This window comes from Paenibacillus sp. MAHUQ-45 (assembly GCF_058133325.1).
Map to the genome: position 1 here is coordinate 79253 of NZ_JBYUPV010000014.1, position 24982 is coordinate 104234.

The window sequence follows — 24982 nt, forward strand, 5'->3', positions numbered from 1 at the left end:
CCTCTGACGTAAGGCTATGCTATATCACCGAGATCTGCCCAGGGTGATCCTCCGTTACCTCTCCGATCAATGCCGCTTCTACGCCGGCACCCTTAAGCTCATTAAGCAATTCTTCGCTTTGTTCTGGAGCTACAGCGATCAACAGACCGCCCGAGGTCACTGCATCACAGAGAATGTAGCGGCTCAGCTGATCCATCTCCTCCGGATACAAAATGCTGCCTTGTCCTTCCAGATGGGCATAATTGTTCTTGGTTCCTCCAGGAACAAATCCCTTCTCAGCCAGTTCCCTAACTCGCGGAAGCACAGGAACATCAGCTTGGCGAATGATCAGCCCGAGCCCGCTGCCTTTGGCCATTTCCGAGCCATGCCCCAATAATCCGAAGCCGGTAACGTCCGTGCAGGCATGGACATCATAAGGCGCCATGATTTCGGCGGCTGTTTTGTTCAGTGTAGACATTACAGTAGTCAACCGCTCTGTTTCTTCCGGCGATAACTGGTCTTTCTTGATAGAAGTGGTTAGGATGCCAACACCAATAGGTTTGGTCAAGATCAGCTTGTCGCCCGAGCGTGCTGCGGCATTCGTTCTTACCTTATCAGGATGCACAAGACCTGTAACAGCCAGTCCGAATTTAGGCTCTTTATCATCAATGGAGTGACCGCCTACTAGCGTTGCTCCAGCTTCCTTCACTTTGTCGCCCGCACCGCGCAAAATATCGGCAAGAATGCTTTTGTCCAGAACCGAAATAGGAAAAGCTACAATATTCAGTACCGTCAGCGGCTTTCCGCCCATGGCGTAAATATCACTAAGTGCGTTGGCTGCGGCAATTTGACCAAAAGAATACGGATCGTCCACAATCGGGGTAAAGAAATCGACGGTTTGCACCAAAGCCAACTCATCGCTTAAACGGTATACCCCTGCGTCATCACTGGTATCCAATCCAACCAGCAGATCCGGGTTAGGTACAGTCGGAGGAAGACTACGCAGAACTTGCATCAGATCGGCAGGACCAATTTTACAACCGCAGCCCCCTTTAGTTGATAGAGAAGTTAGCTTTATAGTTTCAGCTTGTGACATCGTGACACAGCTCCTTCGGTACGAAATGAACATCTGAATTCATCTTACACGATGTGCTATAAATGTACAAAAGCATAGATTGTGCTTGACCATAAGCTGGCTTCAAATTTCACTCATCGCTAAAAGGCTCCCTTCACAAAGTAGCGGAGGAAGCCTTAAATTTCATTACTAGTTCATTCTTAGGTTTTCTTAAAATGACTAAACTCCAGTCGGGTACAATCGGTTCAATACTTCACGCATTGCACCTTTAATATGAATATCCGGACGTTTTTCTCTGGCTAAGTTTTCAGCTTCTTCTACCGTAGAAACTACCCCAAGTTCCATCAGTAGTCCCGTGGCAACCGTTCCTGTGCGGTTACGTCCACCTGCGCAGTGAAAATAGACCGTCTTCCCACTGCTTACAGCTTCGCTGATGGCCAGGATTGCTCGTTGTACAGAGGCCTCCTGCCCGTTCTCATGCTCCACTATCGGATGATGATGTCGGTTAACATGGTCTGGAAAACCCTCTGCCTTGGTGCCGTTGTCTCTCAGATCAAACACATCCGAAATTTCCTGCTCCTGAAGCGCCTCCAGCAAACCGTTCTCCCCGCCGATATACACTTTACCTTCAATAAGTTCGTGATAGCCCGCCATCCTTATTCTCCTGTCTCCGCAAATTGCTTAATACGTGCACGGATCTGGTCACGGACTCTTTGAAATACTGCCCATTTCTCCTCATCTGGTCCCTGAGCCTTGGCTGGATCATCGAACCCCCAGTGCTCGCGCTTCACCTTCGGCGGGGTAATCGGACATTTATCTGCGGCATCGCCACACAAGGTTACCACCAGATCTGCGTTATTCAAAAGGTTGGAGTCAATAATATCAGACGTTTGGCCAGAGATATCAATACCGACTTCGCTCATGGCTTGTACCGCTTTGGGGTTCAGTCCATGGGCTTCAATCCCGGCGCTGTAGACATTCCAGTCCTTGCTCAAATATTGCTTCGCCCAGCCTTCGGCCATCTGGCTCCGGCAAGAGTTGCCTGTACATAGAAAATATAGAGTCTTCTTCTCCATTTTCACTAATCTCCTTTTATATTAAAGAATAATTAACCATATATAGAGTCCCAACAGGGTAATAAACAGTGTCGGAACCGTCAGGATAATTCCTGTCTTAAAGTACGTCCCCCAGGATATCTTCACGCCTTTAGTAGAAAGTACATGTAGCCAGAGCAACGTAGCCAGCGAACCGATCGGGGTAATCTTGGGCCCCAAATCCGACCCAATAACGTTCGCATATATCAAGGCTTCCTTCATGATTCCTGTCGCGTGTGTAGCATCAATGGCGAGCGCATCAATTAGTACCGTAGGCATATTGTTCATCACTGAGGAGAGGATCGCTGCCATAAAGCCCATACTCATCGTTGCAACGAATAACCCCTGATCTGTCGCCGCCCGCAGCACCTCTGCCAGTAAATCTGTAAGACCAGCATTCCGCAGCCCATACACCACGACATACATCCCAATGGAGAAAAACACGATCGCCCAAGGCGCTCCCTTTATCACTTCCTTCGTGTTGACGGACGGACTATTCCTTGCCATCAGCAGGAAGAAAATCGCAATCACCCCCGCTACCGCCGACACGGGGATGTTCAGGAATTCGCTGACGAAATAGCCGATAAGCAGAATCACGAGCACGACCCAGGACAGCTTGAACATCTGATTGTCTTTGATCGCTTCTACAGGATTCTTTAGCTGAGCGCTGTCGAACTTCCTCGGGATGACTTTGCGGAAAAAGAGAAACAACACCAGAATGCTAGCCACCAGTGAAAATAAGGTTGGGATGATCATCCGGCCCGCATATTCCATGAAGGTGATGCCGAAGAAATCGGCGGACACGATGTTAACCAGATTGCTGACGACAAGCGGCAATGAGGTCGTATCGGCGATAAACCCACTAGCGAGGATGAACGGGAACACTTTTTTCTCATCAAAATTCAAGGCACGCACCATAGCAAGCACAATCGGGGTCAGGATCAGCGCCGCACCATCATTGGCAAAAAGCGCCGCCACCACAGCTCCCAGAATAGTCACATAGACGAACAGCCGAAGGCCATTCCCATGGGCAGCGCGTGCCATATGTAAGGCAGCCCACTGGAAAAATCCGATATGGTCTAGAATCAATGAGATCAGGATAATGGCAATGAAGGCTAACGTCGCATTCCACACAATCCCGGTGACATCAAGCACATCGTTAAAACTTACTACCCCTGCAAGTAACGCCAGGAGCGCCCCGACACAGGCAGACCAGCCAATGGACAGGTTCTTAGGTTGCCAAATTACAAATACTAGTGTGGCTAAAAATATAATAATTGCCCAAGCGGCCACTGCTACAACCTCCAGTTGTTTCTGATCAAAAACAAATATAATCATATAATGATATACTTATATTAAAACAGAGTTTTGTTACTTCAAGCGCATATCACTCACAAGAAGCAACAATTTCTTTTTTATTCAAAAGGGCTAGGATCGTCTTGGAATCCGGCATCTGACCCAGAACAGCCTGGATATGCGGCTTATCTTCGACGTTCAGGGAATAGTGTACCCATTGTCCGCGTTTGCTCTCCTTAACGATGCCCTGAGTTTTTAGCTTTCTTAAATGCTGGCTGACCGCTGGCTGTGAAATATCAAAGATGTCCACAAATTCGCACACGCACCACTCCCGCTCCTTCAACAGTGAAAGCATCGCCAGACGCGTCTTATCTCCCAACAACTTCATATCATCTGCAATATCGGCCAGTGGCTCCATATCTAGTTCCTCCTTCCATACTTATATAAGCCAATGCTTATATTCTAATCCCCTGTCTGAAAATTGACAAGAACCAAATAATCCATAGAGGAGGATACGCGCCGGGATGTTGAGAATGATGACGAGCACTAAAAAACCAGCTCAAACACGTAATTAACGTGATGAACTGGTAACTAGATTTATTATTAACCTACATATTTAGTTGATACGGGGCACCTTTTCAGCAGTGATCCATAACTGAACTACGATTAAACCACCGGTATGAGCAGCACCCCACAGCACAATAATAACAAGGAGAAAAGGGGATTAATTGTTCTTATCATTGCTTGATCCCGGCATAAACGGCCTCGGTAAGATCTGTAGTGAACTTGCCTGACATGCCTTCCAGTGCAGTATTCGTGAACGCTACTACGCTGAGTTGCTGCGAAGGGTCTACAAACCAAGAATGACCATAGGTGCCTCCCATACGCCAAGTCCCCGGTGATTCAGGAGTAGCTGCGGCAGCCGGATCTTTGAGCAGAATAAAGCCTAAACCAAACCCTCTGCCTGGCCAAAAAGCCATTGGAAGATCACCGATCTGGTTGGTAGTCATCTCTCGAACCACTGCCTCCTTCATCAAGGGTTCTCCCCCCTTACGCAAGGCTTCCAGCAGCTTCAAAAAGTCGCCCGCACTGCCGACCATACCCGCTCCACCTGAAGGGTAAGCTGTCGCATCTGTTGCCCGGACAGGAGCAAGCCGGAAACCTGCCGTCCCCTCTACAAATGGTACGGTATCAAAATCCAGTAAGCGACGTGGCTCAGCAGGATCATCAGCATAAGCAACAGCCAGCCGCTCCGGATCGACTGCAGTAAACCCGGTATCACTCATGCCCAGAGGGCCTGTCACCAGCGAACGCACAGCGTCCCCAAGCGGTGCATCTGCTACCTTTTCAATTACTGCGCCCAGCACATCTGTAGCAATAGAATATTTCCACTGCGTCCCTGGTTCATACAAAAGCGGCACAGAAGCAAGTCGGCGCAGGTTCTCTTCGAATGTGATATCCGCCAGATCCATCCCATCAGATACACCCGCAAGCTCATAGGAACCCTTCTCTTCTTGAAAAAAGCGGTACGTCAGTCCGGCGGTATGTGTTAACAGGTGACGAATACTCAATGTCGCAACTTCACCATTCTGCAACCGTGGACGGAACTCTGGCAGCCAGCGGTCTACACGGTCATCCAAGTGCAGTCGGCCTTGTGATACCAATACCAAAGCAGCTGTAGAAACAATAGGCTTAGATACAGAGGCCAGCCGAAACAACGCATCCTCATGCATGGGGCAATTGTTCTCCCGATCAGCAAAACCGGCAGCACGGTTATACACCAAGTCCCCACCAATTGATACTTTAACAACGGCACCTGCTAACCTTTTATCGGCGAGCGTATGATCGATGACCTCATCTATACGTGCTTGCAAATTCACTTGTTTCTCTTTGTTCCAATATAATTTATTCAATGACACTCATCCTCTCTGAACAATATCATGTTGCTTACTTTTCCGGGGTGAGTTTATTATATAAATCAAGTCCCTTTGATTACATAAGACAAACCAGTTAGTTGCTTCATTTTACAAAGGAAAATGAGGTAGTTTGAGAGGAATTATTCAGAATTAAAGGAGAGCGTTCTCATGGACCATATAGATAAGCAGATTCTGTTTCATTTGCAAAATCAGGCGAGAATTTCAATGACCGAGTTAGGGAAAGCTGTCAGCCTATCGCAACCAGCCGTTACTGAGCGAGTACGCCGTCTGGAAGAGAATGGGGTCATTGAGGCGTATCGCACAGTGATCTCCCCTGAGAAAATCGGCAAAGGTGCTGCGGCCTATGTACTGTTTAGGACAAAGGAATGTTATCCCTTCCTGGATTTTTGCCGTTCTGCACCTGAGGTTGTTGAATGCTATCGCATTAGTGGAGAACACAACTACCTGCTGAAAGTAATGACCGACTCTACCAAATCACTTGAAGAATTCGGCAAGCAGTGCGATCCCTATGGAACCTACACTGTTCTCATCGTAATGTCATCCCCTATTGATCCTAAATTCCTCATCCCCTCGCTTGAACAAGCAAATCTGCTTGCCGATCCAGAATAGATCGCTGGCGGTGTATAAACAAAAAGGAATCCGGCAAAGAGCCGGATCCCTGGGAGATTAATTGGGAAACGAGGAAAACACGAAGAACCATTAATATGTCCACCAGTTGCCTGACATCACAAGCAACGAGAACAATTTGATACTATCTTCGTAGTAGCCTTCGGCAGAACTACTCGCCGTATGGTTCCACACTGAGTTCAACCAGCTTTGGTAGCTTGAAGAGGTCATTGCACTAACCCCAAACGGTGCATAGAAGGCACCGCTGTTGTAGCTGCCGAACACAGTTCCATTCAGCTTGTAGCCATCCTTGATGCTGCCAGGTGCGCCCCCTACCTTAGTCTGAATCCAACTGTTCATCTGATTAAGCTGCGACAAGGCACGGTTATCGCCAGTAATCAGGTAGTCCGTAGCAATACGCCAAGGAGTACGACAAGAGTTATAGTTGTAATTTCTATAGCTTTAGAATACGCTGCGAACCAAGCCGCCGTCCACTCGCATAGCTGAGCCATTAATTGCCGAAGCCAGCGGACTGCTGAGAAAGACGACAACATCCGCAATCTCTTCCTGCCGGATCAGCCTTTGAATAATGGAGGTTAGACGATTCTCCTTCATGAACTTGGTCTCCGCTTCCTCAATCGTCAGCTTATCCTCCGGATACAGGGTGCCCAGCATAGTTTCTACGCCTTCTGTTAATGTAGAGCCCGGCATGACTGTATTCACCGTCACCTTTGTCCCTTTCGTCAGCTCAGCCAAGCTGCGGGAAAGCGATAGCTGCATCGTTTTGGTTGCACTGTAATGAGGCATTTCCTGAGAAGGCATCACTGCAGCCTCACTGGCGATGAAGATAATTCTGCCCTCATTGCTCTCTAGCATCTGCTTCAAATAATGACGGCTGAGCCGAACTCCGCTCATGATGTTAACCTCAAAGAATTTGAACCATTCTTCATCCGGAATATCAAAATACTCAGCAGGCTCGAAAATCCCCAGATTGTTGATAAGAATATCGACTTTCGGGAATTCCTTCAAAAGCTTCTGACAGCCCGGCTCTGTTCCCAGATCCGCCACCGCTGGATATAGCTCAGCTTCCGGGTGCTCCTGCTTAATTTCTCGGATCGTATGATTCACCTTATCCTCATGCCGTCCATTGATCAGAACAGTTGCACCCTCCTGCACCAGCGATTTGGCAATCGCTTTGCCAATTCCTGATGTTGATCCAGTCACCAGTGCGGTTTTGCCTTCTACATGTAGCTTCATATCCATACCTCCTTTGTATTCACATACCCTGATATAAGATAGATCACTCCACCCATTCCATTTAGAACGAGGGAGTGACTTAGGCTCATGCACTATTAAAAATCGAAGTTGTCCGGGTCTGGGCCGACACGCAGGTGTTGATCCAATCCGTCAATTCGTTTCATATCTTCTGCGGACAGCTCGAAATCAAAGACCGAAGCGTTCTCGACAATACGGTGTTCTTTGGTGGATTTCGGAATGGTAACAACACCGTTTTGAAGATCCCAACGCAAGATGATTTGTGCAATAGATTTGCCGTATTTAGCAGCAATTTCTTGCAGCTCAGGGTTGTCTAGCAATTGGCCCTGCATTAGTGGAGACCAGGCTTCGTATTGAATGCCTTGTGCTTTGCAGAAGGCTTGTAGATCTTTTTGCGTCAGGCGCGGGTGATATTCCATCTGGTTGACCATGGGCTTAATTTCAGCATCTTCGAGCAGGTCTTTTAACTGGTGCTCAAGGAAGTTACTGACTCCAATCGTTTTGACACGCCCTTCTTTATAAAGGGTCTCAAGCGCTCTCCAGGCTTCTTTATACTTGCCTTTTACAGGCCAATGGATCAGATACAAATCGAGGTATTCTAACCCAAGCTTCTTCAAGCTCAGTTCATATGCAGCAATGGTGGACTCATAACCGAGATCCGCATTCCACACTTTGGAAGTCACGAACAGTTCTTCTCTGGAAATGCCGGCAGCTTCAAGTCCTTGGCGAATTCCGTTGCCTACCCCTTCTTCATTGCCATAGATCGCAGCGGTATCCACACTACGGTAACCGTGGACAATGGCTGTTTTCACCGCATTCTCCAGTTCAGCACCCTCCTCTACTTGAAAGACTCCAAGACCAAGCCACGGCATTTTCACCCCATTGGACAAGGTTGTTGTATCTTGCAGATTGTTAGCCATTCTATATCTTCCTCCATCTATGATTAATTGCTGAGCTTATAATATGCCACTCGGCCAAGCCCTAGTCATCAATACTTGCAAGTGCTATGATAGTTTAAAACATTCAAAACGAATAGTACGCACTTCAAAGTACCATAGTAACTAAAAAGTACCTATGAGGATATTTAGCTCTAACAAATGGAGGGATAACCATGACATTGGTTAAGAAAAAATATAATATTTCGGTGGAGGCTACCCTGGAGGTCATCGGCGGGAAGTGGAAATGCGTAATCCTCTGTCATCTAACCCATGGCAAGAAGCGCACTAGTGAGCTCAAGCAATTGATGCCAGCCATTACACAAAAGATGCTGACCCAGCAGTTGCGAGAGCTGGAAAGTGACGGTATCATTAACCGGATTAGTTATAACCAGGTTCCGCCAAAGGTGGAGTACGAGCTGAGTGAATATGGGGAAAGTCTGAAGTATATCCTTGATTCGTTGTGCAATTGGGGCGAGCAGCATATTATCAAGCAGTATGGGGACAAATATGAAGTGCTTGAGGACAATATCCTTAATAAGTAGAAGTGAAGCACCCTTGGAGGTCAAGGAACTAAAGCTGCTGCTATGTTCCGCTGGATGGCAGCAGCTATTTGATGAAGGTAAAGCGAGAGGATTGGATCAATTAACAAAGCCTATTGTCTGCTCATATTTGCAAATTGGGGTCCCGGATAAAAGCCAACTTTTCGATAAAGATGCTCTGCCTCATTACCAACAGTCACACAAAGCTTAACTACCTGTGAATGCGCATAAGCGGTTGACCTCACATTGTTGAGCATAGCTTCGGCGAGCCGATTGTTCCTATACTTAGGAAGAACGCATAAATCCCCTACTTCCGCAAAACCGAGGGGCATTTTTTCATAGATACCAGCTATACAAAGCCCGGCAATTCCTTGCTCTTGCTCATCAAAAACATAAACCGAAAGATTGCGGTGCTCATAGACCTTCATCAGGTGCTGAACATCTGCTATGGCCTTAGCTTCATCAGGAGCGCCATAAGTTTCATAGTCAATTCCCCCTGCATATCCTTCCATAAGGATCTTCGCTATCGTGGCAATATCTGTTGACTCATCTAGCGAACGAACAGAAAATCCATCAGGTAGCACCGCTGTTATGCTATCATCAGCCGGGCAGCACATGACTTGCCGAACCGCTCCCAGCTTATATCCGAATGTAAGCAAAATACTGACATCTTGTTGTAAGAGTCCATTAATGTGCTTAATATCATCACTGCAACTAAATAGTGCTCTCCAAAAGACCGTTCGGTCAGCAAAAGGTGGTATTAAAAAGGGGTACATTACCGTCCCATCATTGATTATTGCACCGCCGATTCTCACATCGTCACGCAGAACCCAATAACATTGATCACTAAATTGAGTATCTTGAAGACGTGTATTCCAGTCATACCACATCTCAATATCTGTATCGGCATAGATCACCTGGTAGACGGCAAACTTTTCTTTGTCTGCTAGCTCCAGCCTATATTTTGGCATAGTAATCCCCACTTAGATCGCCCCCTTCTGCCTATCGACTTGATCATACAACTTGCTTCCGCAATAAAGTAGCTATAGTTCTGCTATATTTAAAATTTCCCGCCAACCGTTACATGCTGTACCAATACATTGGATGCTTTGCTATGATTGATATATATCTACGAGTTTTCGTAAGGCTTGCTTCACATCGCCGTGAAAAAGCCCCCCATGATAGCAAACGATCTGCTCAATGTCATATTCAAGCAATTGCTGAACTGAATGCACGGCCTTCGGCAAATCCAATGTATATTGTGGATTGGCGATTTCAAGTCCACCTTGCTCAATGACGACCGCATCTCCGGCAATTAAAGTTCTGCTCGCAGGAAGATACAGTGATATATGACCAGGCGTATGCCCTGGCGTATGAATGATTTCTATCCCTCCGCACCAGGGCAACAATTCCCCACCAGATACCGTCTGATCAACGGCTGCCGGCTCAATGGACTGCAAGAATTGGATAAATTGCTCCGCTTGCGGCTTGGCTTCCTCTAGCAAAGCGTCAAATGTCGATTCCGCTTGCTCCAACCGCTTTGATTTTGTTTTACCCTCAATAGATGGTGTTTCGATCTCATGGGCGATAATACTGATGCTCGGATATGCTCGTTTCAGTGCGGCAAGTGATCCGACATGATCCATGTCGTGATGCGTGATGATCAGCTTGGTGAGAGAACGTAGTGTAATCTCATGTTTGTTCACTGCTGCTTCAAGGAGAGGTTCAAAGTCTGGATAGCCGCAATCTACAAGGATCGTATCGCGTTCATCTTGAAGCAAAACCGGGGTAATGATCTGTTTTTGACTACTATATTCAAATTCAATGTCGAGCAGTTGATAATGGTTCATCCGTACCTCCTGAATTCATGTCCTTTAAGAATAAGTGTAGAACATGAAACGAGCGTTACAAAGGACATAGATGATACAGAATCAAAGGTGTCCACCTTATTGACCGCGAATAATTCGTCTAATGCTGCGTTCACTCAAATAGTAATTGTGTGCAAGCTCCTTGACGGTTAGACCTGAACGGAAATTACGCATGATCTCTTCATTACGGTCTTGCAGCATTTGCTTATACCCGGAACATTCGCCCCATTGTTTTTTCTTCCCTTGCCGGGCTGGGATATACAGATATCCTGCTTGTACATATTCTTGAATGCTATGCAGTAATTCTGCCGGTAGCATCTGTTGTGCATTTTGATATTTCATTATTTTGCTCCTATCTATATAGCAGAATTCGGTATATAGAGAAGCAAAGAGTTCACTCTTCAGTATGGTGAAGGCTCTAAGCAAAGTTCGCTTGAACGCGTTGGAACTCTTTGCTCAGAGCCACCTCCATCGATACGAAAAAGCATGGGCATCATGCCATTCACTCCCGTCTACAGGCTAGGTATTGTAACAGTAATACGCCTCTATTGTGCCACAACGGGCAGCGTAATCTCCAACTCAGGAATATATTCTACTTTTACATGCCCATCTGCATCTAACTGAAACAGGTATGAGTCATTATCCTTATAAATATATTTATACGGTTTTAAAGTTATCGATTTAGGAATGGACTCAAAAGGTTCAAAGCGAGTATCGGTAATCAAAACATTACCATTCTCCGCATTCCATCCATTGCCGGATATCAGCTTAATCTTTTTCCCCGTCTCATCAAATAAATCGTATCCGATCATGCCTTGGGAGCTTTGAAGTTCAGCTATCTTCATTCCTTCGGGCAATTCTATCCTTGTTGTCAGATTAGTGGTAATTAGTGTGAATTCAATTTTATCAAGCGTTAAATTAATATTCTCGTACTTACGCTGTATGGCAGGATTTAGAACAAGGTTGTTCTCCGTATTTATTGTTACAGGGATAGTCAATTTAAATGGTTCTTGAGCTCCTGACAGTGTCAACTCCAACGAGAGTTTAAAGGTGTCAGGGAGTGCTTGCCCGCCCTGATTTTTCAAATCAGCAAATTGCAGTATCGCCGTATTTTGATCCTGAGTTGGATTAATGAAAATACCAACATCGTTATACCCAGCGGCCGAGTAAGTTTGAATATCTTTATCGTCAATCGCTAATTCCACATTTTTGATTGCGGCTAATAAAGATTCCGCAGACTGAACATGATCTAGAACTTCACGCTGAAGTCCAATCGATACACGTGTGCCGTCGAAAGTAATCGCTGTCGCTCGTAATGTCAGACCATCATGTGTAGCCCCTGTATCCAGCACCGTCACAAGCCCCTTTTCATCTGCCATCTTTAACCCAAGATCACCAGCCAATTTAAAAATACTGTTCATGCCTGGAATCTGTTTTATGGATGCTGCCAACGTTGGCGATATAAATCCAGTTCCGGTAACAATAATTACAATGGCGGCAACTGAAGCAATGGATATCATTGCTCTACGCCATCCTTGGTGCAAGCGAGAATGTCCTGTAGCCTTAGTCCTTTTTGGCATAAAAGACTCCATGATTCGGTCGGTTAAATCAAGCTCAACAGATGTCTCTCGAATCATCTTTTTAATATGGTAAATTTCTTGATCATCCATGTCGATAGACTTGTTCACTTTGAATCCCTCCCTTTTGTGCAAGTAATTTTTTTCGAAGTCTTTCATATTTTTTGCGGACCCCGGCGGGCTTCAAATCCATAATTAAAGCAATTTCTTCAAAAGAATATTCTTCTAAAGCACGCAGCAATAGAATCTTCCTCTCTTCAAGGCTCAATCGCTCTAATAAATCGTGGACATAATCGGTATAGCGACTGGATTGATCTGCAATGGGCTGCTGCTTTTCTTTTTTATAATTGAATATTAGATCCAGAAACTTATTTCTCTTTTTCAAAAGGTCCATGCAATGATGATAAGCAATTTTATACAGCCAAGATGAGAACGATACAGTTGGAGTGAAATTTCGTAAGTTGTTATATCCCTTAATAAATATATCTTGAGTAGCATCTTCGGCTTCTTCTTTGCTGGAGAGAAGATAATAGCAGTACAAGTATATCTTTCTTTGAAAACATCGGATAATCGTGGCGTATGACTCCGTATCACCTAATTTCACCTTGTTAATAACTTCGTTTATATCTTCATTCACGTTGGCGTCCTCCTCTCTAGCTGTATAACTGAAAAAGTAGTTCATTTGTGACATTCACTCCAAAAAAAGTTACGTATGGTCGCCAAAATAAAAAATAAGACTGCCCGGAAGCAGCCTCAAATACCCTCACAACGAGTAGTAAACCTCTTTGCCAGCAAGAAAATCTCGACAATGCATTCTGCATATTTTTGCAGCGTGCTCTTTAATCCAGCCATTCTTCTCCGGATCATTAATGAAGCATAACCCTCCAAAAAGGTTGTACGCAGTTCACTTTTAAGCATGGAAGAGGCGCTGCCCAAGTCAAAACAATAATGTCCGTACCCAAACAAGCAAAAGTCTATTAGCGAAGTATTTCCCTCAGAGACTACGATATTTCCCAATTGAAAATTCGCATGAATAACGCCTCAGGAGTTCCCTCTTGCATCCAATTCGGTTATCTGCTCCTTTACAATTTGTAGAACGGTTGTAATCACATCATAGTCTTCCTGTTTGAGACTACCGTATTTTCGATCCACTCAAGAAGCGTTGCAAATGTCGCCCCAAATGACAGGTTCCACCAGCGAATAGTGTGCTAATACATTCTCGGCTTCATGTATCACAGCGCATGCCACCCTCTTTTTCAAGCTGAATCAATCTAATTGTACCAACTAATTGGCTATATTTGATTTGGAAAGAATGGTTATAAACTAAACTCTATTCATTTAACCTAATTTTAAATTTCGTCCCAATACCCCATTTAAATACAATTTTCTAAATCTAGTTGACAAATACTGCATCTCTATACTATCCTTAATTTTACAAAGATTCCAAAGTTCTTTAATCCTGCCGAAACAAAACTCACATTCATATGGCAGATAAACGCCTGTTATCTACCCTGCATTCCCCCCATCCTACGCACTCTATAACTTCCAGTTATTAATGCTACTACCCTTCACTGCTTTACGCTTCCCTCTTCCAGACCTACAACCTTCTTCTATTCTGACCTGCATTCCTTATCTAAACTTATTTACGTTAACTCTATTTATGCTGTCTCTCCCTGTGCATTTTGCTAGAATCGATGAACGTTCTAAAAATAATAGATAGCGCTTACATACTATGTTATTTATCGCTCACGATAGTCGTAATTCTGTGAAGAACAGAAAGGATGAGAGTGATGGACGTTAATAGGCATAGCTACGCAGCAAGATGGATGAGAGACAAAGACATACGAATGAACGGGCGTGGTCCGCCTGGAGAGGAGGGTATGGATAGGCTACTAGATTTTAAAATTCAAACCAAAAAGGAGAATTTGTGATGAAAAAAAATCGAGTTAGCACTACCCGATCAATCAGTAAAATAGTTATGCTCTTCTTCTTGTCATTCATTCTTATCGCTTCAAGCCTGGTCGTTGGGCCAACACAGCAGGCCGATGCCGCTCCTCTTCCTAAGAAAATCATCGCTTATGTGGCTGGCTGGGCCAACTTGACCGCGAATGATATCAAAGCAGAGCAGTTGTCTCATATCAACTACTCCTTTGCCCTGATCTCCAACGGCAGAGCCACGATTACGAATAATGACCGTACGAATCTGCAAACTATGGTGGGATTGAAATCCCGGAATCCAGATTTAAAGGTTCTGTTATCTGTCGGGGGCTGGGGTGCGAACGGTTTTTCTGATGCAGCACTTACAGATGCTTCTCGTACAACCTTTGCAGACAGTCTTGTGCAACTGGTGACCGCCAATAATTTGGATGGTGTTGATCTAGACTGGGAATATCCAACCAACCCTGCAGCAGGCACAACCGCACGGCCGCAGGATAAACAAAATTTCACCTTGCTTCTCTCCAAGGTTCGCGACAAACTGAACGCGCAAGGCCAAATTAATGGCAAGCAGTACCTGCTGACTATTGCAGCTGGAGCCAGCAGCAGCTATCTGAATGGCGTGGAAATTAATAATATTACGCCTCTGCTGGATTGGATCAATTTGATGACTTACGATTTCCACGGAAGCTGGGATGCGACGACCGGTCACCATACGAATTTGTCTGGAAGAGATATTAGCGTAACCTCTGCGGTCAATTTGTTCCGAAATGGCGGCGTTCCCGCAAGCAAACTGGTCATTGGGGGAGCCTTTTACGGCCGGTCCTGGACAGGCGTGCAGAATAGCAATAATGGCCTCGACAGACCTGGTTCCGGGGGATTCGAACCGGATTACAACACGATTGTCAGCCAATATTTGAATAAGAACGGATATACACGGTATTGGGACAGCAGTGCACAAGCCCCTTACTTGTTTAATGGAAATACCTTCATCTCTTATGACGATCCGCAATCGCTCACTCTGAAGGTACAATATGTGAAGAACAACGCTCTGGGCGGTATTATGTTCTGGGAGTACAGCAATGACAGATCTGGAGCGCTGCTTCAGGCCATTTACTCAGAGGTAACTGGTAATGTGACACCCAATCCAACAGGATACTCCTACCTGGTTGCCCAAGCCAATCAGCAAATCGTCTCTGCTGAAAATTACGGTAATGACCAACTGGTCGCCAACAGAGCAGCTGCAGGAGACTGGGAACTCTTTGAATTAGTCACGAACTCGGATGGCACAGTCTCCCTCAAGTCCAAAATCAATAGTAAATATGTCACCGCAGATCTCAATACAGGTGGTGCATTGATCGCCAAAGCTACAACCATTCAGCAGTGGGAGAAGTTTAATCGTGTGGATTTAGGGAATGGCACGATTGCACTGCAAGCGTTGGCCAATAACTTGTATGTTACCTGTGATTTAAATAACGGAGGCAAGCTGGTTGCCAACCGCACTGCTGTTGGCGGGGCCTGGGAGGCTTTCCGGGTGAGCAACTAACAGAGGAACAAGGGAGAGGCAGACCTTCGCCTCAATGAACATTGAATTTCTCCACGATCTGCTTGATGAGCAGAGATATTTTCACTAACACAGTAAAAGCCAGCTGGTCCCCAATAATCGGATGAACTGCATCCCACTAGTTAGACACGACTAACAATGGAGGTGCAGTTCAGGGGATTCGCTGGCTTTTTAATGATAGGTGTACATCTAATTGCTAATAAACTCGGTCAGTTGCTCCAGCAGCACATCCATCTCTTCATCCGTCCCCACACTAATTCTCAGCTTATCCGAGAGCTGCGGAGCGTCAAAATAACGGACATAAATATGCTTTGACTTCAAAAAATCATAGATATCACTGGCAGCGTGATGCCGTGGCTTACATAGAAGAAAATTTGCTTGCGAAGGCAACACTTCAAAACCAAGACTAATCAGCGTATCACTGACACGTTTACGAGTAGAAACAACCTGCTTAATTGTCCTTTGCAAATACAGCTGATCTTCAAAGGCCGCCGCGGCCATGAGCTGACTAAGGTGACTGACATTGTAGGAATCCCGGCATTTATCCAAGGCATTCACCAGTGTCGGAGCCGCCAAGCAGAACCCCACCCGGATACCGCACAATGAATAGGATTTGGAAAAGGTACGTAGCACCACGAGATTCGGATAGCGTGCAACCAGCTCATAAGCCGATGCATTCGCTGGTGCAAAGTCAATATATGCCTCGTCGATGACCACTAACCCCTCGTAGTTCTGGAGCAGGTGTTCAATTTCGGCAAGCGATAACAGCAGTCCCGTCTGCGCATTAGGGTTAGCAATAAAAATGCCTTTAGCCCCTGTATTAATGAGCGCCTCTATGTCGATGGAGAAATCATCACGTGTCGGCACATATTCGGTATGTACACGATGAATGTCCGCGATCGTCTTGTACAAGGTATATGTAGGATAAGGAGTGGCGATAGAGTCTCCTTCTTCCAGACAGATTTGAAACAGATAGGCAATAATTTCGTCAGAACCGTTGCCGCAGAACACATGCCCGGAACTCAGATTGAAATGCGCCCCAATTAACGCCCTTAACCTTTGGCTGGTGGCGTCAGGATAATAGCGCAGCTGCCCATAATCGAACCCGCTCAATATCTCCTTCACCCGTGGCGACGGTGGATATGGATTCTCATTGGCATTAATCTTGATCATCGGCCCGTCTACCTGCGGCTGGGTCCCCGGTACATAAGGCGTAAGCTGCTCAATCGTCTGTTTAATGTACATAGACTCTCTCTCCTCTACCCCAACAAAAATTGAGATTCTTCCAAAGAGAATACCAAATACAGGAATACAATTCAATTAAAGAGTCCTAATAATTTCGCCGCTTAAAGGTCCGTGCAACAATCACCAATCCAGACCATGCTTTTCAATAAAATTACTGGTTGCATCTTCCCCGTTATCTATAGATACCTTGCCTACTGTTCCCACTGGAATGCCTCCTCTGATGAGCAGCTGACCAATATGGCATTCTTTTTCCGCTTTTAGAATCAGCGCTTCAGCTGAACAGCCGAAGACATCAGCAATTGTTGAGGCTCCGCCCCGTCTCCGCTACCGCCTTTCAGCAGAGGGATCGCAATTCGCGTCTTCAGATTATCACTTGAAATCCGGCCATCCCCCTTAGCCCCTTTATACCAAACAGTGTTCATGTTAATGGTTGTATCAGCCATTTCAATCACTCCTCTTCCTTTACTAACGCATAGATTTGATCTAATTGCTCCTGCAATCGCTCAAAGACGACAAACCGGTCGGCTCTGATATACTCCCTCTGACCTGCCATTAGCAGCATCACAGGTACAGTGAAAATCAAAAATTGTGCCGCTACCTCTTCCACCACATTGGCATCAATATGTCCGAGGTGAATTTCCGGGTATGCCTCCAGCAGCCCCCTTAGCTTGGGCAGTATTGCATGACATACACTGCATTCTGGTCTGGACACGTACAGGAAGCTCAACTCATGCTTTTCCAGAAAATCATGTCCCATTGCTATTGAGGTTATTTCTGTAATTTCTTTCATACGGCCCCCCATTCAAAGAGCAATTAAATTCAGTGTACGCGGAAGTCCGCTTCCGCCCAGTGCTGCATATTTCCGGTTAACACTGTAAAGGAAATGAAGCACCCTATTCAACATGAGAAGGGGCGTTCTGTTTATTACTACTACAGGGTTTCCGTATACAAAAATCCCGACAGCACTTGTTATACGTACTACCGGGATTTTCGAACCTTAGCCATTAGACCAGGTTTAAGATTTTATCCTTCAAAACATTCTTTGGATTGACGCCGACCATTGTGTCTACCAGTTGTCCATCCTTGAACAATAACAGTGTCGGAATACTTCTTACACCGAACTGTGAAGCCAATTCTGGTTCATTATCCACATTGACCGTGGCGAGGGTTGCTTGACCCTTCATTTCGCCTGCCAACTCATCAACGATTGGAAGCTGGATTTTACATGGCCCACACCAAGAGGCCCAAAAATCAACCAAAGTAACACCAGATTGAATTTCATTTTGAAAAGATTGTTTAGTCAGCGCAGTTGCTCCCATGGGGAATAACCTCCTTGTATATGCGATTATAATATATTCAATTGATTAATTGAATTATAGATAAAATATAATTTTCCGTCAAGGGGCTATCTGCGAAACCAATCAATCGTTTCCGCGATAGCCTGAGCATGTGGAGTAGTGTGATTTCCGAATTCCTGCACATATTGGCTATGGTCTACTACGTAAGGGGTCGTATATATGTACTCAATCTCTCTCATTTCTCGCATAAAGGGATTGAACAAACTCATGAATTGAAATACAAAATTGGGGGCAGCACGTACCTTAGACGGAGTCTGAAGCTGTGAATAAACTTGGGAGATTAAATTTCGGGTGGTGGTTGTTTCGGCGCTGGCCAGATGCCAAATCTGCCCTAATGCGGCATCGTTTAATGCCAAATTAACAAGACCTGCAGCAAAATCTTTTATGTAAATATGAGTATGAGGAACATCGATATTACCGATGACTTGCGCTGGCTTACCTTGTAACGCCTTCTTAAATACCCTATCCCCGCCTAGAATAGAATGCAACACCCCCGGACCATAGAAATCGGGTCCTCTACCGATAACTGCTCGAAGCTGCCCTTTGTCATGTGCTTTCAGAATTTCATCGGCCATTTGTGCCCGGGTTATTCCTTTACTATCTACGGCTAGATTTAGCATTTGTTCATGATATGCCTCTTGGGAGGGCCCATACATATATAGATTGTCTGCATATACCAGTTTGGCTCCGGCCTTCATCGCCCCCTTCATTATCCCTTTCGTAAGCTGAGGGAATTCTTCAGGCCATTTCGTATAGTTCGGTTTAGCACAATGATAGACAACAGCAGCTTCTTTAAATACCTCACTTGCCTGTTCGGTATTACCAACATTCGCATGAATCAGCTCTACATCAGCGGGGACATCGACAAATGATATGAATATAAAAAAAACTCCTACCAGAGAAATGTCTCTAGTAGAAGTTTTTTATTTAACTCTAATCCTCCAATAAAATTCTTAGCAGCAACCAGCCTTAGGTCCACAACACCCCTCATCGGTACGTGGTTCCGGCAATAGCGTGACTCCGGCATTATTCAGCTCACTTTGCTTCTCGCTATGGTTCCCCTCACGGGATTGCCAAGGCAATACAACATAGTGGTTGCCCGAAATTTCTTCCACACGCTGGATCCAGATTCGCTCACTTGCTGCGCGTTGCTGTAGAATAACATCTTTTGTCCCGGTTAAGGCCATGCTTTGGTTAATCAGCCACCACTTGGGATGAATCCCCGCTCGTCTTAAATCATCTGCGAGCCTTTCCGCTTCGAACACCGGTGTAACTTCTGCATGGGTGACGATGATGACTGCCGTCTCCTCTTCGTTTCTCAACCGTGGCAACAATTTTTTCACGGATGGCGGTACTTCCCCGGAAGCGTTCGCAATTTCCTTATGATACGATTCTGTCGCATCGAGCAGTAACAGCGTATGGCCGGAGGGTGCCGTATCAATCACTACGATTTCGTTATCTGCTCTATCCACCAGATCAGCAAACGCACGGAACACTGCAATTTCTTCAGTACACGGTGAATTTAATTCTTCCTCCGCATAGGCGATGCTTTGTTCATCCATAGTTTCTCGCGCTTTATCCAGAACTTCTTGACGATACTTCTCCACTTCAACTTTTTGATCAATTTTGCTCATGCTGAGTAGGCCTTTAATGTTGTCGTGCATGATTTGATCTAGCTGCGTAGCAGGATCAGTCGTCGTAAGATGTACCTTTAGACCCCGTGCTGCCAAACCAACAGCGATGGCGCTCGCTGTAGTCGTCTTGCCCACCCCGCCTTTTCCCATTGTAAAAATAACACGTTGACCTTTAGACTCAATATCATCCAGAATTGCCGCCAGACCAGAAACCTTTAATTCTGTCGTATTCACTTCAGTACTAGGAGCATCTTGCTCGTCAGCGAATAAACGACGCACATTCGCCACCCCTGCCACATTGAATGACACCAATGGTACGGCATAAGTTGGCAGAGCTTGCAGTAAAATAGATTGTTGATCTAGTGCGTCTTGTTGCCGCTTCGTATAAGCTGCCGCTGTGTCATCACCAACAAGTGGCTTCATCAATAGTCCGTTGACAATTAGCATTTGATTCTTGATTCCAGTCTCCGCCAATTCCTGGGATGCACGGGCAGCTTCCTTGAGCGGTGCGTGATCCGGCCTTGTTACAAGCACAAGAGAGGTTGCCCGTGGATCGCTGAGCACATCGACTGTTTGCTTATACACCTCTTTACGCTTATCCAATCCGGCGAGCAAGCCCCCTTGTGTAGTGCCTTCCTTGCTATTATGCAGAAACTCATTCCAGGCATTGGGGAGTTGCAGAAGACGCAAAGTATGCCCTGTTGGCGCTGTATCAAAAACAATATGATCAAACGATTCTGTTAACGCCTGATCGGTTAGCAAATGAGAAAATTCATTAAATGAAGCAATCTCGACTGTGCAAGATCCGGACAACTGTTCTTCCATCTGATTAATAACGACTTCCGGCAGCTTACCACGATAGGGTCCCACAACATCCTCACGATAACGGGCCGCAGCCTCCTCCGGGTCCAGATTGGTGACGAACAAATTAGGTACTTCCGGGATTGACTTATAGTTCATATCCAAATCCGTCTGAAAAACATCTTGCAAATTAGAGGCTGGGTCGGTGCTGACTAACAGCACTCTTTTCCCTTGATCCGCCAAGGCCACTGCTGTTGCACATGCCGTTGAAGTTTTTCCTACGCCCCCTTTTCCTGTGAAAAACAAATAAGGTGTAACTTGGATTTGGTTCACATCAAATGAAGGTATCATATGCATTCTCCTTTGCCCTCAAGTCGTTCAAGAGACATTGTCGTCCACGCTGACAATTCCTCATTGGTGGGTAATGAACGTGTCTTCACAACAACACCATTAAGTAAAGTAACAGGCAAGCTGCTGGGATCACTCGCTAGTACCTCTTTTACCGCTTCATTCTCTTCAAACTTCGTTGTATCACTCAGAAGGTTATATCCACTAACATCGAATCCTGCTTGAGATAACTGGCTAATAGCTACCGCAAAGCGAATCGACGCCCGTTTTTCTTCCGGGTTAGTGACACCTGTTGAGCAGCATCCACCGGATTCGAACACTTCTATTTTGACCATTGAAAAAAAACCTCCAATTCATCAATTTTTTTTGATGTATAATTTAAAAATTTTACCCGCTTATCCTTTCGGCGGGTAAAAAATACAACAAACGTCGTCAGACAATAAATACTGCATGGCCTCTTCATTGATCCTGTAGTAATTCCAGCGGCCCTCTTTGCGGCATTTCAGCAACTCTGCATCGAGCAACAATTTGAGGTGATAAGATAGCTTAGATTGCGGCAGATCCACGATCGCTTCCAAATCACACACACATACCTCAGAACGCTTATTGATCTCATATAAAATCGACAAGCGCTTCTGATCTGCCAACGCTTTGAACTTTCGTTCATAGTTAGCAAACAGTAGCGAATGATCCATGGTTATTCTCACCACCCGATACATCAATTATTTTTGATGTATTCATCATATGCTACAAAGCTGGATAAGTCAAATCCATACGGCCAATGATGTTTTTACCACATTCGGGAAGTCCGTGCAACGAGAACAAATCATTTCCTGGCTAAATACAAATCGATAGTATCGTAAACATGTAGTACATTACCAAACTTGATAATTGCTTCTTTAATCTCATCTTCAAACCTTTCTTTTGTAATGGATGGCATTGTTCTATGGTCCGAATATGTATTCAATAGTGCGATATAGTCAGTCGCAGAAAAGCTTCTAGTTAAATGATATAACTTAAACACAACATCCCTGAACCCATAAGCTTGAATAGTTTTGGATATGTTATTATATCTTGCAGTGTCATTTTCTATAATTTTGGTATTAGAGGGTCTGTATTTTTGATAGATGGCTTGGATTTTCTGATGTAATTCGTTAATTTCTCGTGCTACAAAGGGGCGGTTCCAAAATAATGCTAGTGTCCCATCGGTTTTTAATAATTTTGAGGCTTTAGGATAACCCACTTCTTCTGGAATCCAATGAAATGCAGTAGCTGAATAAATTAGATCTACACTGTCATCTGGACATTCAAACTCTTCAAATGTAGTATTACATACCGTAAAGTTTTCAAACTCTCGGAACTTTAATCTTGAATACTCTGCGAGGTCTGCTCCTAATTCAATTGCCGTTAATTCACAGCCTGTTTCGAGGAAAGGTCTTGTCGCCTGACCCGTTCCAATACCAACCTCAATTGCTTTGTTACCTTGCTCAATTTGAGCATACCCCATAATATCTTGGAATAACTCTTCACAGTAGTTGGGTCTCCACCTATCGTAGTTCTCTACATCCTCATTAAATGTAAGTCGTATATCCATAGAATTATCCTCCCGCTCAATCACTTATATTCTTTATCATAATAATATCTCTGCCGTATTCTTCAGATTCAACTACATCGATTTCATGATAGCCCAGCTTCTCATAGAAACTTTGTGCCGTTATACTACTGGGTAGTTTAAGCAATGTGATTCCTGTATCACGGGCAATTCCTTCAATGAAAGTAATAAGTATCCGTCCAATACCTAAATGATGATGGTCCTTATCAATAAAAAGAGTATAGACAGTATCCCCAGCCAAACTAATAGTTCCGATAATCGAATTTTCTAAAACAGCTACAAACACTTTCCTCTGCCCGGCTAGACTAACGAGATACTCAGGTGTAAAAATACTATACATATTATTAATAATCTTCTCGGAATAATCTTTACTATTAACGTGTACTAAATTATCTCGAATAATGGTTGAGATTTTTGGACTATCCTCTTTATCAAATTCTCTGATTTTAATATTTTCATTCATGAAATTCACCTTTGTTTTGTCAAAATGAAAACACATTGTTATTCGAGTGGAACATAATGTTTCAATTCCGATTCAGTAATGCCATTTTCTCTGCCTTCTTGGATCGATCTATGACTAAACTGCAATACTTCATTATGTGCAAAATATACATATTCAACATCTGGTTCATCTTTAAAAATAACTACCGAATAAAATGGCGGTAATTTTATTCCCCATACTCCTTTTACAGACGCTATTTCTTCTCTACTGTATTTCTTTTCTTCTATTAGATAGTTCGTTACTCTATTTGCATATACAATTTTGTTTACCTGAACGTAGGCAACAAGCGTTACTACAAATATAGCTACCAAAGCACCTATTATGATTGCTAGAGTTCTTATTTTCGTATTCATTATATTAGTCCTTTTTTCTTTATTGTTATATGGAGATCTCACTAAGTGACAATACCTCTGATCCTTGTTATCCGCCTACTAAATCAAAGGCCTCCTCTTTTCCATTCTTATAAATCTGTATTTCCCCATATTCATTATCACCGCTTAGTTGGTAAATTCTTGTCGCAGCTAATCTCTTATCCTGGTAATCATCTGTACTTAGTTCTTCTATATTTATTACTAACATTTGATCCAAAATGTGCGCTTTGATCGATTGAAGATACTTTGCTTCTTCTCCTTGTAATCACTAGAATTTTTAACTACCAAATATTTTGTTTCCCCTGCTACCGAATATAAAAAAACGCCATTCTTGCTCTCAAGGTTATTAACAAAGAGTTAGACTTTTTTATCAAGCTTCTCTACATTCACTTCTTTTATTAAGAGGTGGTCTGACTACATCCAATTAATCCAACTACAACTAGTATGAAAAAGAAAACTATAATGTGAGTTCCTTTCATTATCTCATCCCCCGTTGCTCTGAATTGGATATACTTCCAGCTACTGTTCTCATCTTCACAAAACGACCCAGCCTTAGATAACTCTTATCTTAAGCTGGGTCGTTTGTTGTCTGATATTATTCCATTATTTTAGCGCCTGCAGGACGAAATCCCTAGTGTGTAAATACGTTGTTATCCGATGCTATGGTGCTCTTCGAGTTACTATTAAGATTACTTTAATTTCCTCACAACGTCATTTAAGTTTCGCACTATTAAGTGTTTGGGATTTGTTATCTTGTTAAATAAATACTGCTTCATATCCCGGCTCAATACCATAGAGTGAATTCCAAGCCGCTCGGCGCCATCACAGTTTCTAATGTTATCATCAACGAATATAGCCTCAGATGGAGAGACTTCCAATTCTTCAAGAGCCGCCTTGTACATTAACTCATGCGGTTTACTGACTCCTTTTACTGAGGAAATTATAAAGGATGAGAAGTAATCCCTTAACCCGACCTGTTTAAATACATTATCCAAAGATGGCCATGCATCCGAGACTACAGCCAGCTTATAAGTCCTGCTCAACTCCGGGATTAATTCTATCGCATCTGTATAGAACTTATACTTTTCATAATTAAAAACTAAATCAGTCGCAATAGCTTTGATCTGATCTTCGCCCAACCCTAATTGAGGCAATTCAGCAGCGAAAATTCTATAGAATTCAATGAAATGATACAATTCTTCATCTTCATTTCTTATCAAACTCTGATTTGATATATAGGTATTGGCTTTATAAAATGCCTTATTTCTAGTCTGCTTGTCTATTGAGCAGAAAATCTCCTCATCGATAAAGTTAAAAAAGTTGGGGCTAATAAACCAATGTCCTGTAACAGGACCATTCAACACCTTACCAGAATCGAAGAGGATTGCTTTAATAACGGTATTAGAGGTTCGATGACTCATATTCTTA

The 24982-nt window shown here is 44.2% G+C and carries 31 protein-coding genes; 3 read left to right on the top strand and 28 right to left on the bottom strand.

The window, feature by feature from the left end; all coding sequences use genetic code 11:
* Positions 1 to 19: 19 nt before the first annotated feature.
* The 6 genes from selD to AC3Y23_RS24740 form a co-directional block, all read right to left on the bottom strand.
* Entirely contained in the window at positions 20 to 1075 is a 1056-nt protein-coding gene (gene selD, locus AC3Y23_RS24715; protein ID WP_379204131.1) for a selenide, water dikinase SelD, read from the bottom strand.
* Positions 1076 to 1273: 198 nt separating this feature from the next.
* The gene (locus AC3Y23_RS24720) at positions 1274 to 1708 is read right to left on the bottom strand and encodes a protein-tyrosine phosphatase family protein (RefSeq protein WP_379204133.1); all 435 of its coding nucleotides are present in this window, start codon (positions 1706 to 1708) and stop codon (positions 1274 to 1276) included.
* Between the two features lie 2 nt (positions 1709 to 1710).
* Complete coding sequence (gene arsC, locus AC3Y23_RS24725; protein ID WP_379204135.1) at positions 1711 to 2130, bottom strand: arsenate reductase (thioredoxin); 420 nt, start codon at positions 2128 to 2130, stop codon at positions 1711 to 1713.
* Positions 2131 to 2151: 21 nt separating this feature from the next.
* Positions 2152 to 3486, bottom strand: coding sequence for an arsenic transporter (locus AC3Y23_RS24730; protein ID WP_379204137.1), 1335 nt, complete (start codon positions 3484 to 3486; stop codon positions 2152 to 2154).
* Between the two features lie 49 nt (positions 3487 to 3535).
* Positions 3536 to 3862 (bottom strand): ArsR/SmtB family transcription factor, encoded by a 327-nt coding sequence (locus AC3Y23_RS24735; protein WP_379204139.1) that lies wholly within the window; start codon positions 3860 to 3862, stop codon positions 3536 to 3538.
* Between the two features lie 319 nt (positions 3863 to 4181).
* Positions 4182 to 5357: a serine hydrolase domain-containing protein gene (locus AC3Y23_RS24740; protein ID WP_379204141.1), complete on the bottom strand. Its 1176-nt coding sequence runs from the start codon at positions 5355 to 5357 to the stop codon at positions 4182 to 4184.
* A 171-nt stretch (positions 5358 to 5528) separates the two neighbouring features.
* On the opposite strand from AC3Y23_RS24740, the gene AC3Y23_RS24745 reads away from it, so the two are divergent.
* Complete coding sequence (locus AC3Y23_RS24745) at positions 5529 to 5990, top strand: Lrp/AsnC family transcriptional regulator (RefSeq protein WP_379204143.1); 462 nt, start codon at positions 5529 to 5531, stop codon at positions 5988 to 5990.
* Positions 5991 to 6080: 90 nt separating this feature from the next.
* Here the strand turns inward: AC3Y23_RS24745 and AC3Y23_RS24750 are convergent, their stop codons facing one another.
* The 3 genes from AC3Y23_RS24750 to AC3Y23_RS24760 all read right to left on the bottom strand — a co-directional run bounded on the left by AC3Y23_RS24750 (position 6081) and on the right by AC3Y23_RS24760 (position 8182).
* Entirely contained in the window at positions 6081 to 6365 is a 285-nt protein-coding gene (locus AC3Y23_RS24750; RefSeq protein WP_379204145.1) for a hypothetical protein, read from the bottom strand.
* Between the two features lie 84 nt (positions 6366 to 6449).
* The gene (locus tag AC3Y23_RS24755; RefSeq protein ID WP_379204147.1) at positions 6450 to 7244 is read right to left on the bottom strand and encodes an SDR family NAD(P)-dependent oxidoreductase; all 795 of its coding nucleotides are present in this window, start codon (positions 7242 to 7244) and stop codon (positions 6450 to 6452) included.
* Between the two features lie 95 nt (positions 7245 to 7339).
* Positions 7340 to 8182 carry an aldo/keto reductase gene (locus tag AC3Y23_RS24760; protein WP_379204149.1) on the bottom strand — a complete coding sequence of 281 codons (843 nt, stop codon included), beginning with the start codon at positions 8180 to 8182 and terminating at the stop codon, positions 7340 to 7342.
* A gap of 197 nt (positions 8183 to 8379) precedes the next feature.
* Between AC3Y23_RS24760 and AC3Y23_RS24765 the strand changes: the two genes are divergently transcribed.
* Positions 8380 to 8742: a winged helix-turn-helix transcriptional regulator gene (locus AC3Y23_RS24765; RefSeq protein ID WP_379204261.1), complete on the top strand. Its 363-nt coding sequence runs from the start codon at positions 8380 to 8382 to the stop codon at positions 8740 to 8742.
* Between the two features lie 110 nt (positions 8743 to 8852).
* Here the strand turns inward: AC3Y23_RS24765 and AC3Y23_RS24770 are convergent, their stop codons facing one another.
* From AC3Y23_RS24770 to AC3Y23_RS24795, 6 genes are all read right to left on the bottom strand, one after another.
* Positions 8853 to 9722, bottom strand: a complete 870-nt coding sequence (locus AC3Y23_RS24770) for a GNAT family N-acetyltransferase (RefSeq protein ID WP_379204151.1) — start codon at positions 9720 to 9722, stop codon at positions 8853 to 8855.
* 129 nt (positions 9723 to 9851) lie between these two features.
* Entirely contained in the window at positions 9852 to 10589 is a 738-nt protein-coding gene (locus AC3Y23_RS24775; protein WP_379204153.1) for an MBL fold metallo-hydrolase, read from the bottom strand.
* A gap of 96 nt (positions 10590 to 10685) precedes the next feature.
* Positions 10686 to 10949 carry a CD3324 family protein gene (locus AC3Y23_RS24780; RefSeq protein ID WP_379204155.1) on the bottom strand — a complete coding sequence of 88 codons (264 nt, stop codon included), beginning with the start codon at positions 10947 to 10949 and terminating at the stop codon, positions 10686 to 10688.
* A 203-nt stretch (positions 10950 to 11152) separates the two neighbouring features.
* A complete protein-coding gene (locus tag AC3Y23_RS24785) occupies positions 11153 to 12295 on the bottom strand; it encodes a DUF4179 domain-containing protein (protein WP_379204157.1) in 1143 nt (380 codons plus the stop codon).
* The gene (locus tag AC3Y23_RS24790; protein ID WP_379204159.1) at positions 12270 to 12866 is read right to left on the bottom strand and encodes an RNA polymerase sigma factor; all 597 of its coding nucleotides are present in this window, start codon (positions 12864 to 12866) and stop codon (positions 12270 to 12272) included. The genes AC3Y23_RS24785 and AC3Y23_RS24790 overlap by 26 nt, the downstream gene beginning before the upstream one ends.
* Positions 12867 to 12937: 71 nt before the next feature.
* Positions 12938 to 13219: a phosphotransferase gene (locus AC3Y23_RS24795; RefSeq protein ID WP_379204263.1), complete on the bottom strand. Its 282-nt coding sequence runs from the start codon at positions 13217 to 13219 to the stop codon at positions 12938 to 12940.
* 895 nt (positions 13220 to 14114) lie between these two features.
* Between AC3Y23_RS24795 and AC3Y23_RS24800 the strand changes: the two genes are divergently transcribed.
* Positions 14115 to 15665, top strand: coding sequence for a glycosyl hydrolase family 18 protein (locus tag AC3Y23_RS24800; protein WP_379204161.1), 1551 nt, complete (start codon positions 14115 to 14117; stop codon positions 15663 to 15665).
* Between the two features lie 207 nt (positions 15666 to 15872).
* On the opposite strand, the gene hisC is transcribed toward AC3Y23_RS24800, so the two are convergent.
* The 13 genes from hisC to AC3Y23_RS24865 all read right to left on the bottom strand — a co-directional run bounded on the left by hisC (position 15873) and on the right by AC3Y23_RS24865 (position 24975).
* Positions 15873 to 16928, bottom strand: a complete 1056-nt coding sequence (hisC, locus tag AC3Y23_RS24805) for a histidinol-phosphate transaminase (protein WP_379204163.1) — start codon at positions 16926 to 16928, stop codon at positions 15873 to 15875.
* 263 nt (positions 16929 to 17191) lie between these two features.
* Positions 17192 to 17350, bottom strand: coding sequence for a hypothetical protein (locus AC3Y23_RS24810; protein ID WP_379204165.1), 159 nt, complete (start codon positions 17348 to 17350; stop codon positions 17192 to 17194).
* A 26-nt stretch (positions 17351 to 17376) separates the two neighbouring features.
* Positions 17377 to 17718, bottom strand: a complete 342-nt coding sequence (locus AC3Y23_RS24815) for a thioredoxin family protein (protein WP_379204167.1) — start codon at positions 17716 to 17718, stop codon at positions 17377 to 17379.
* Positions 17719 to 17932: 214 nt separating this feature from the next.
* On the bottom strand, positions 17933 to 18247 hold the full coding sequence (trxA, locus tag AC3Y23_RS24820; protein WP_379204169.1) for a thioredoxin: 315 nt from the start codon (positions 18245 to 18247) through the stop codon (positions 17933 to 17935).
* 86 nt (positions 18248 to 18333) lie between these two features.
* The gene (locus AC3Y23_RS24825) at positions 18334 to 19191 is read right to left on the bottom strand and encodes an NAD-dependent epimerase/dehydratase family protein (protein WP_379204266.1); all 858 of its coding nucleotides are present in this window, start codon (positions 19189 to 19191) and stop codon (positions 18334 to 18336) included.
* Between the two features lie 48 nt (positions 19192 to 19239).
* Positions 19240 to 21072 carry an arsenical pump-driving ATPase gene (arsA, locus tag AC3Y23_RS24830; RefSeq protein ID WP_379204171.1) on the bottom strand — a complete coding sequence of 611 codons (1833 nt, stop codon included), beginning with the start codon at positions 21070 to 21072 and terminating at the stop codon, positions 19240 to 19242.
* Positions 21069 to 21404, bottom strand: coding sequence for an arsenic metallochaperone ArsD family protein (locus AC3Y23_RS24835; protein WP_379204174.1), 336 nt, complete (start codon positions 21402 to 21404; stop codon positions 21069 to 21071). Before AC3Y23_RS24835 ends, arsA begins: the two co-directional genes overlap by 4 nt.
* A gap of 60 nt (positions 21405 to 21464) precedes the next feature.
* Positions 21465 to 21764, bottom strand: coding sequence for an ArsR/SmtB family transcription factor (locus AC3Y23_RS24840; protein WP_379204176.1), 300 nt, complete (start codon positions 21762 to 21764; stop codon positions 21465 to 21467).
* Between the two features lie 131 nt (positions 21765 to 21895).
* Positions 21896 to 22663, bottom strand: coding sequence for a class I SAM-dependent methyltransferase (locus AC3Y23_RS24845; RefSeq protein ID WP_379204178.1), 768 nt, complete (start codon positions 22661 to 22663; stop codon positions 21896 to 21898).
* Positions 22664 to 22679: 16 nt separating this feature from the next.
* Positions 22680 to 23144, bottom strand: a complete 465-nt coding sequence (locus AC3Y23_RS24850; RefSeq protein ID WP_379204179.1) for a GNAT family N-acetyltransferase — start codon at positions 23142 to 23144, stop codon at positions 22680 to 22682.
* A 38-nt stretch (positions 23145 to 23182) separates the two neighbouring features.
* Entirely contained in the window at positions 23183 to 23536 is a 354-nt protein-coding gene (locus tag AC3Y23_RS24855; protein ID WP_379204182.1) for a DUF3139 domain-containing protein, read from the bottom strand.
* 67 nt (positions 23537 to 23603) lie between these two features.
* Entirely contained in the window at positions 23604 to 23771 is a 168-nt protein-coding gene (locus AC3Y23_RS24860) for a hypothetical protein (RefSeq protein WP_379204184.1), read from the bottom strand.
* A gap of 472 nt (positions 23772 to 24243) precedes the next feature.
* A complete protein-coding gene (locus AC3Y23_RS24865) occupies positions 24244 to 24975 on the bottom strand; it encodes an HAD-IA family hydrolase (protein ID WP_379204186.1) in 732 nt (243 codons plus the stop codon).
* Between the last annotated feature and the right edge of the window lie 7 nt (positions 24976 to 24982).

Excerpts from the sequence above, each read along its gene's own strand:
- selD (WP_379204131.1), bottom strand. The coding sequence starts at position 1,075 with ATGTCACAAGCTGAAACTATAAAGCTAACTTCTCTATCAACTAAAGGG.
- AC3Y23_RS24720 (WP_379204133.1), bottom strand. The coding sequence starts at position 1,708 with ATGGCGGGCTATCACGAACTTATTGAAGGTAAAGTGTATATCGGCGGG.
- arsC (WP_379204135.1), bottom strand. The coding sequence starts at position 2,130 with ATGGAGAAGAAGACTCTATATTTTCTATGTACAGGCAACTCTTGCCGG.
- AC3Y23_RS24730 (WP_379204137.1), bottom strand. The coding sequence starts at position 3,486 with ATGATTATATTTGTTTTTGATCAGAAACAACTGGAGGTTGTAGCAGTG.
- AC3Y23_RS24735 (WP_379204139.1), bottom strand. The coding sequence starts at position 3,862 with ATGGAGCCACTGGCCGATATTGCAGATGATATGAAGTTGTTGGGAGAT.
- AC3Y23_RS24745 (WP_379204143.1), top strand. The coding sequence starts at position 5,529 with ATGGACCATATAGATAAGCAGATTCTGTTTCATTTGCAAAATCAGGCG.
- AC3Y23_RS24755 (WP_379204147.1), bottom strand. The coding sequence starts at position 7,244 with ATGAAGCTACATGTAGAAGGCAAAACCGCACTGGTGACTGGATCAACA.
- AC3Y23_RS24760 (WP_379204149.1), bottom strand. The coding sequence starts at position 8,182 with ATGGCTAACAATCTGCAAGATACAACAACCTTGTCCAATGGGGTGAAA.
- AC3Y23_RS24775 (WP_379204153.1), bottom strand. The coding sequence starts at position 10,589 with ATGAACCATTATCAACTGCTCGACATTGAATTTGAATATAGTAGTCAA.
- AC3Y23_RS24780 (WP_379204155.1), bottom strand. The coding sequence starts at position 10,949 with ATGAAATATCAAAATGCACAACAGATGCTACCGGCAGAATTACTGCAT.
- AC3Y23_RS24790 (WP_379204159.1), bottom strand. The coding sequence starts at position 12,866 with ATGAACTACTTTTTCAGTTATACAGCTAGAGAGGAGGACGCCAACGTG.
- AC3Y23_RS24800 (WP_379204161.1), top strand. The coding sequence starts at position 14,115 with ATGAAAAAAAATCGAGTTAGCACTACCCGATCAATCAGTAAAATAGTT.
- hisC (WP_379204163.1), bottom strand. The coding sequence starts at position 16,928 with ATGTACATTAAACAGACGATTGAGCAGCTTACGCCTTATGTACCGGGG.
- AC3Y23_RS24810 (WP_379204165.1), bottom strand. The coding sequence starts at position 17,350 with ATGAACACTGTTTGGTATAAAGGGGCTAAGGGGGATGGCCGGATTTCA.
- AC3Y23_RS24815 (WP_379204167.1), bottom strand. The coding sequence starts at position 17,718 with ATGAAAGAAATTACAGAAATAACCTCAATAGCAATGGGACATGATTTT.
- trxA (WP_379204169.1), bottom strand. The coding sequence starts at position 18,247 with ATGGGAGCAACTGCGCTGACTAAACAATCTTTTCAAAATGAAATTCAA.
- arsA (WP_379204171.1), bottom strand. The coding sequence starts at position 21,072 with ATGATACCTTCATTTGATGTGAACCAAATCCAAGTTACACCTTATTTG.
- AC3Y23_RS24835 (WP_379204174.1), bottom strand. The coding sequence starts at position 21,404 with ATGGTCAAAATAGAAGTGTTCGAATCCGGTGGATGCTGCTCAACAGGT.
- AC3Y23_RS24840 (WP_379204176.1), bottom strand. The coding sequence starts at position 21,764 with ATGGATCATTCGCTACTGTTTGCTAACTATGAACGAAAGTTCAAAGCG.
- AC3Y23_RS24845 (WP_379204178.1), bottom strand. The coding sequence starts at position 22,663 with ATGGATATACGACTTACATTTAATGAGGATGTAGAGAACTACGATAGG.
- AC3Y23_RS24850 (WP_379204179.1), bottom strand. The coding sequence starts at position 23,144 with ATGAATGAAAATATTAAAATCAGAGAATTTGATAAAGAGGATAGTCCA.
- AC3Y23_RS24855 (WP_379204182.1), bottom strand. The coding sequence starts at position 23,536 with ATGAATACGAAAATAAGAACTCTAGCAATCATAATAGGTGCTTTGGTA.
- AC3Y23_RS24865 (WP_379204186.1), bottom strand. The coding sequence starts at position 24,975 with ATGAGTCATCGAACCTCTAATACCGTTATTAAAGCAATCCTCTTCGAT.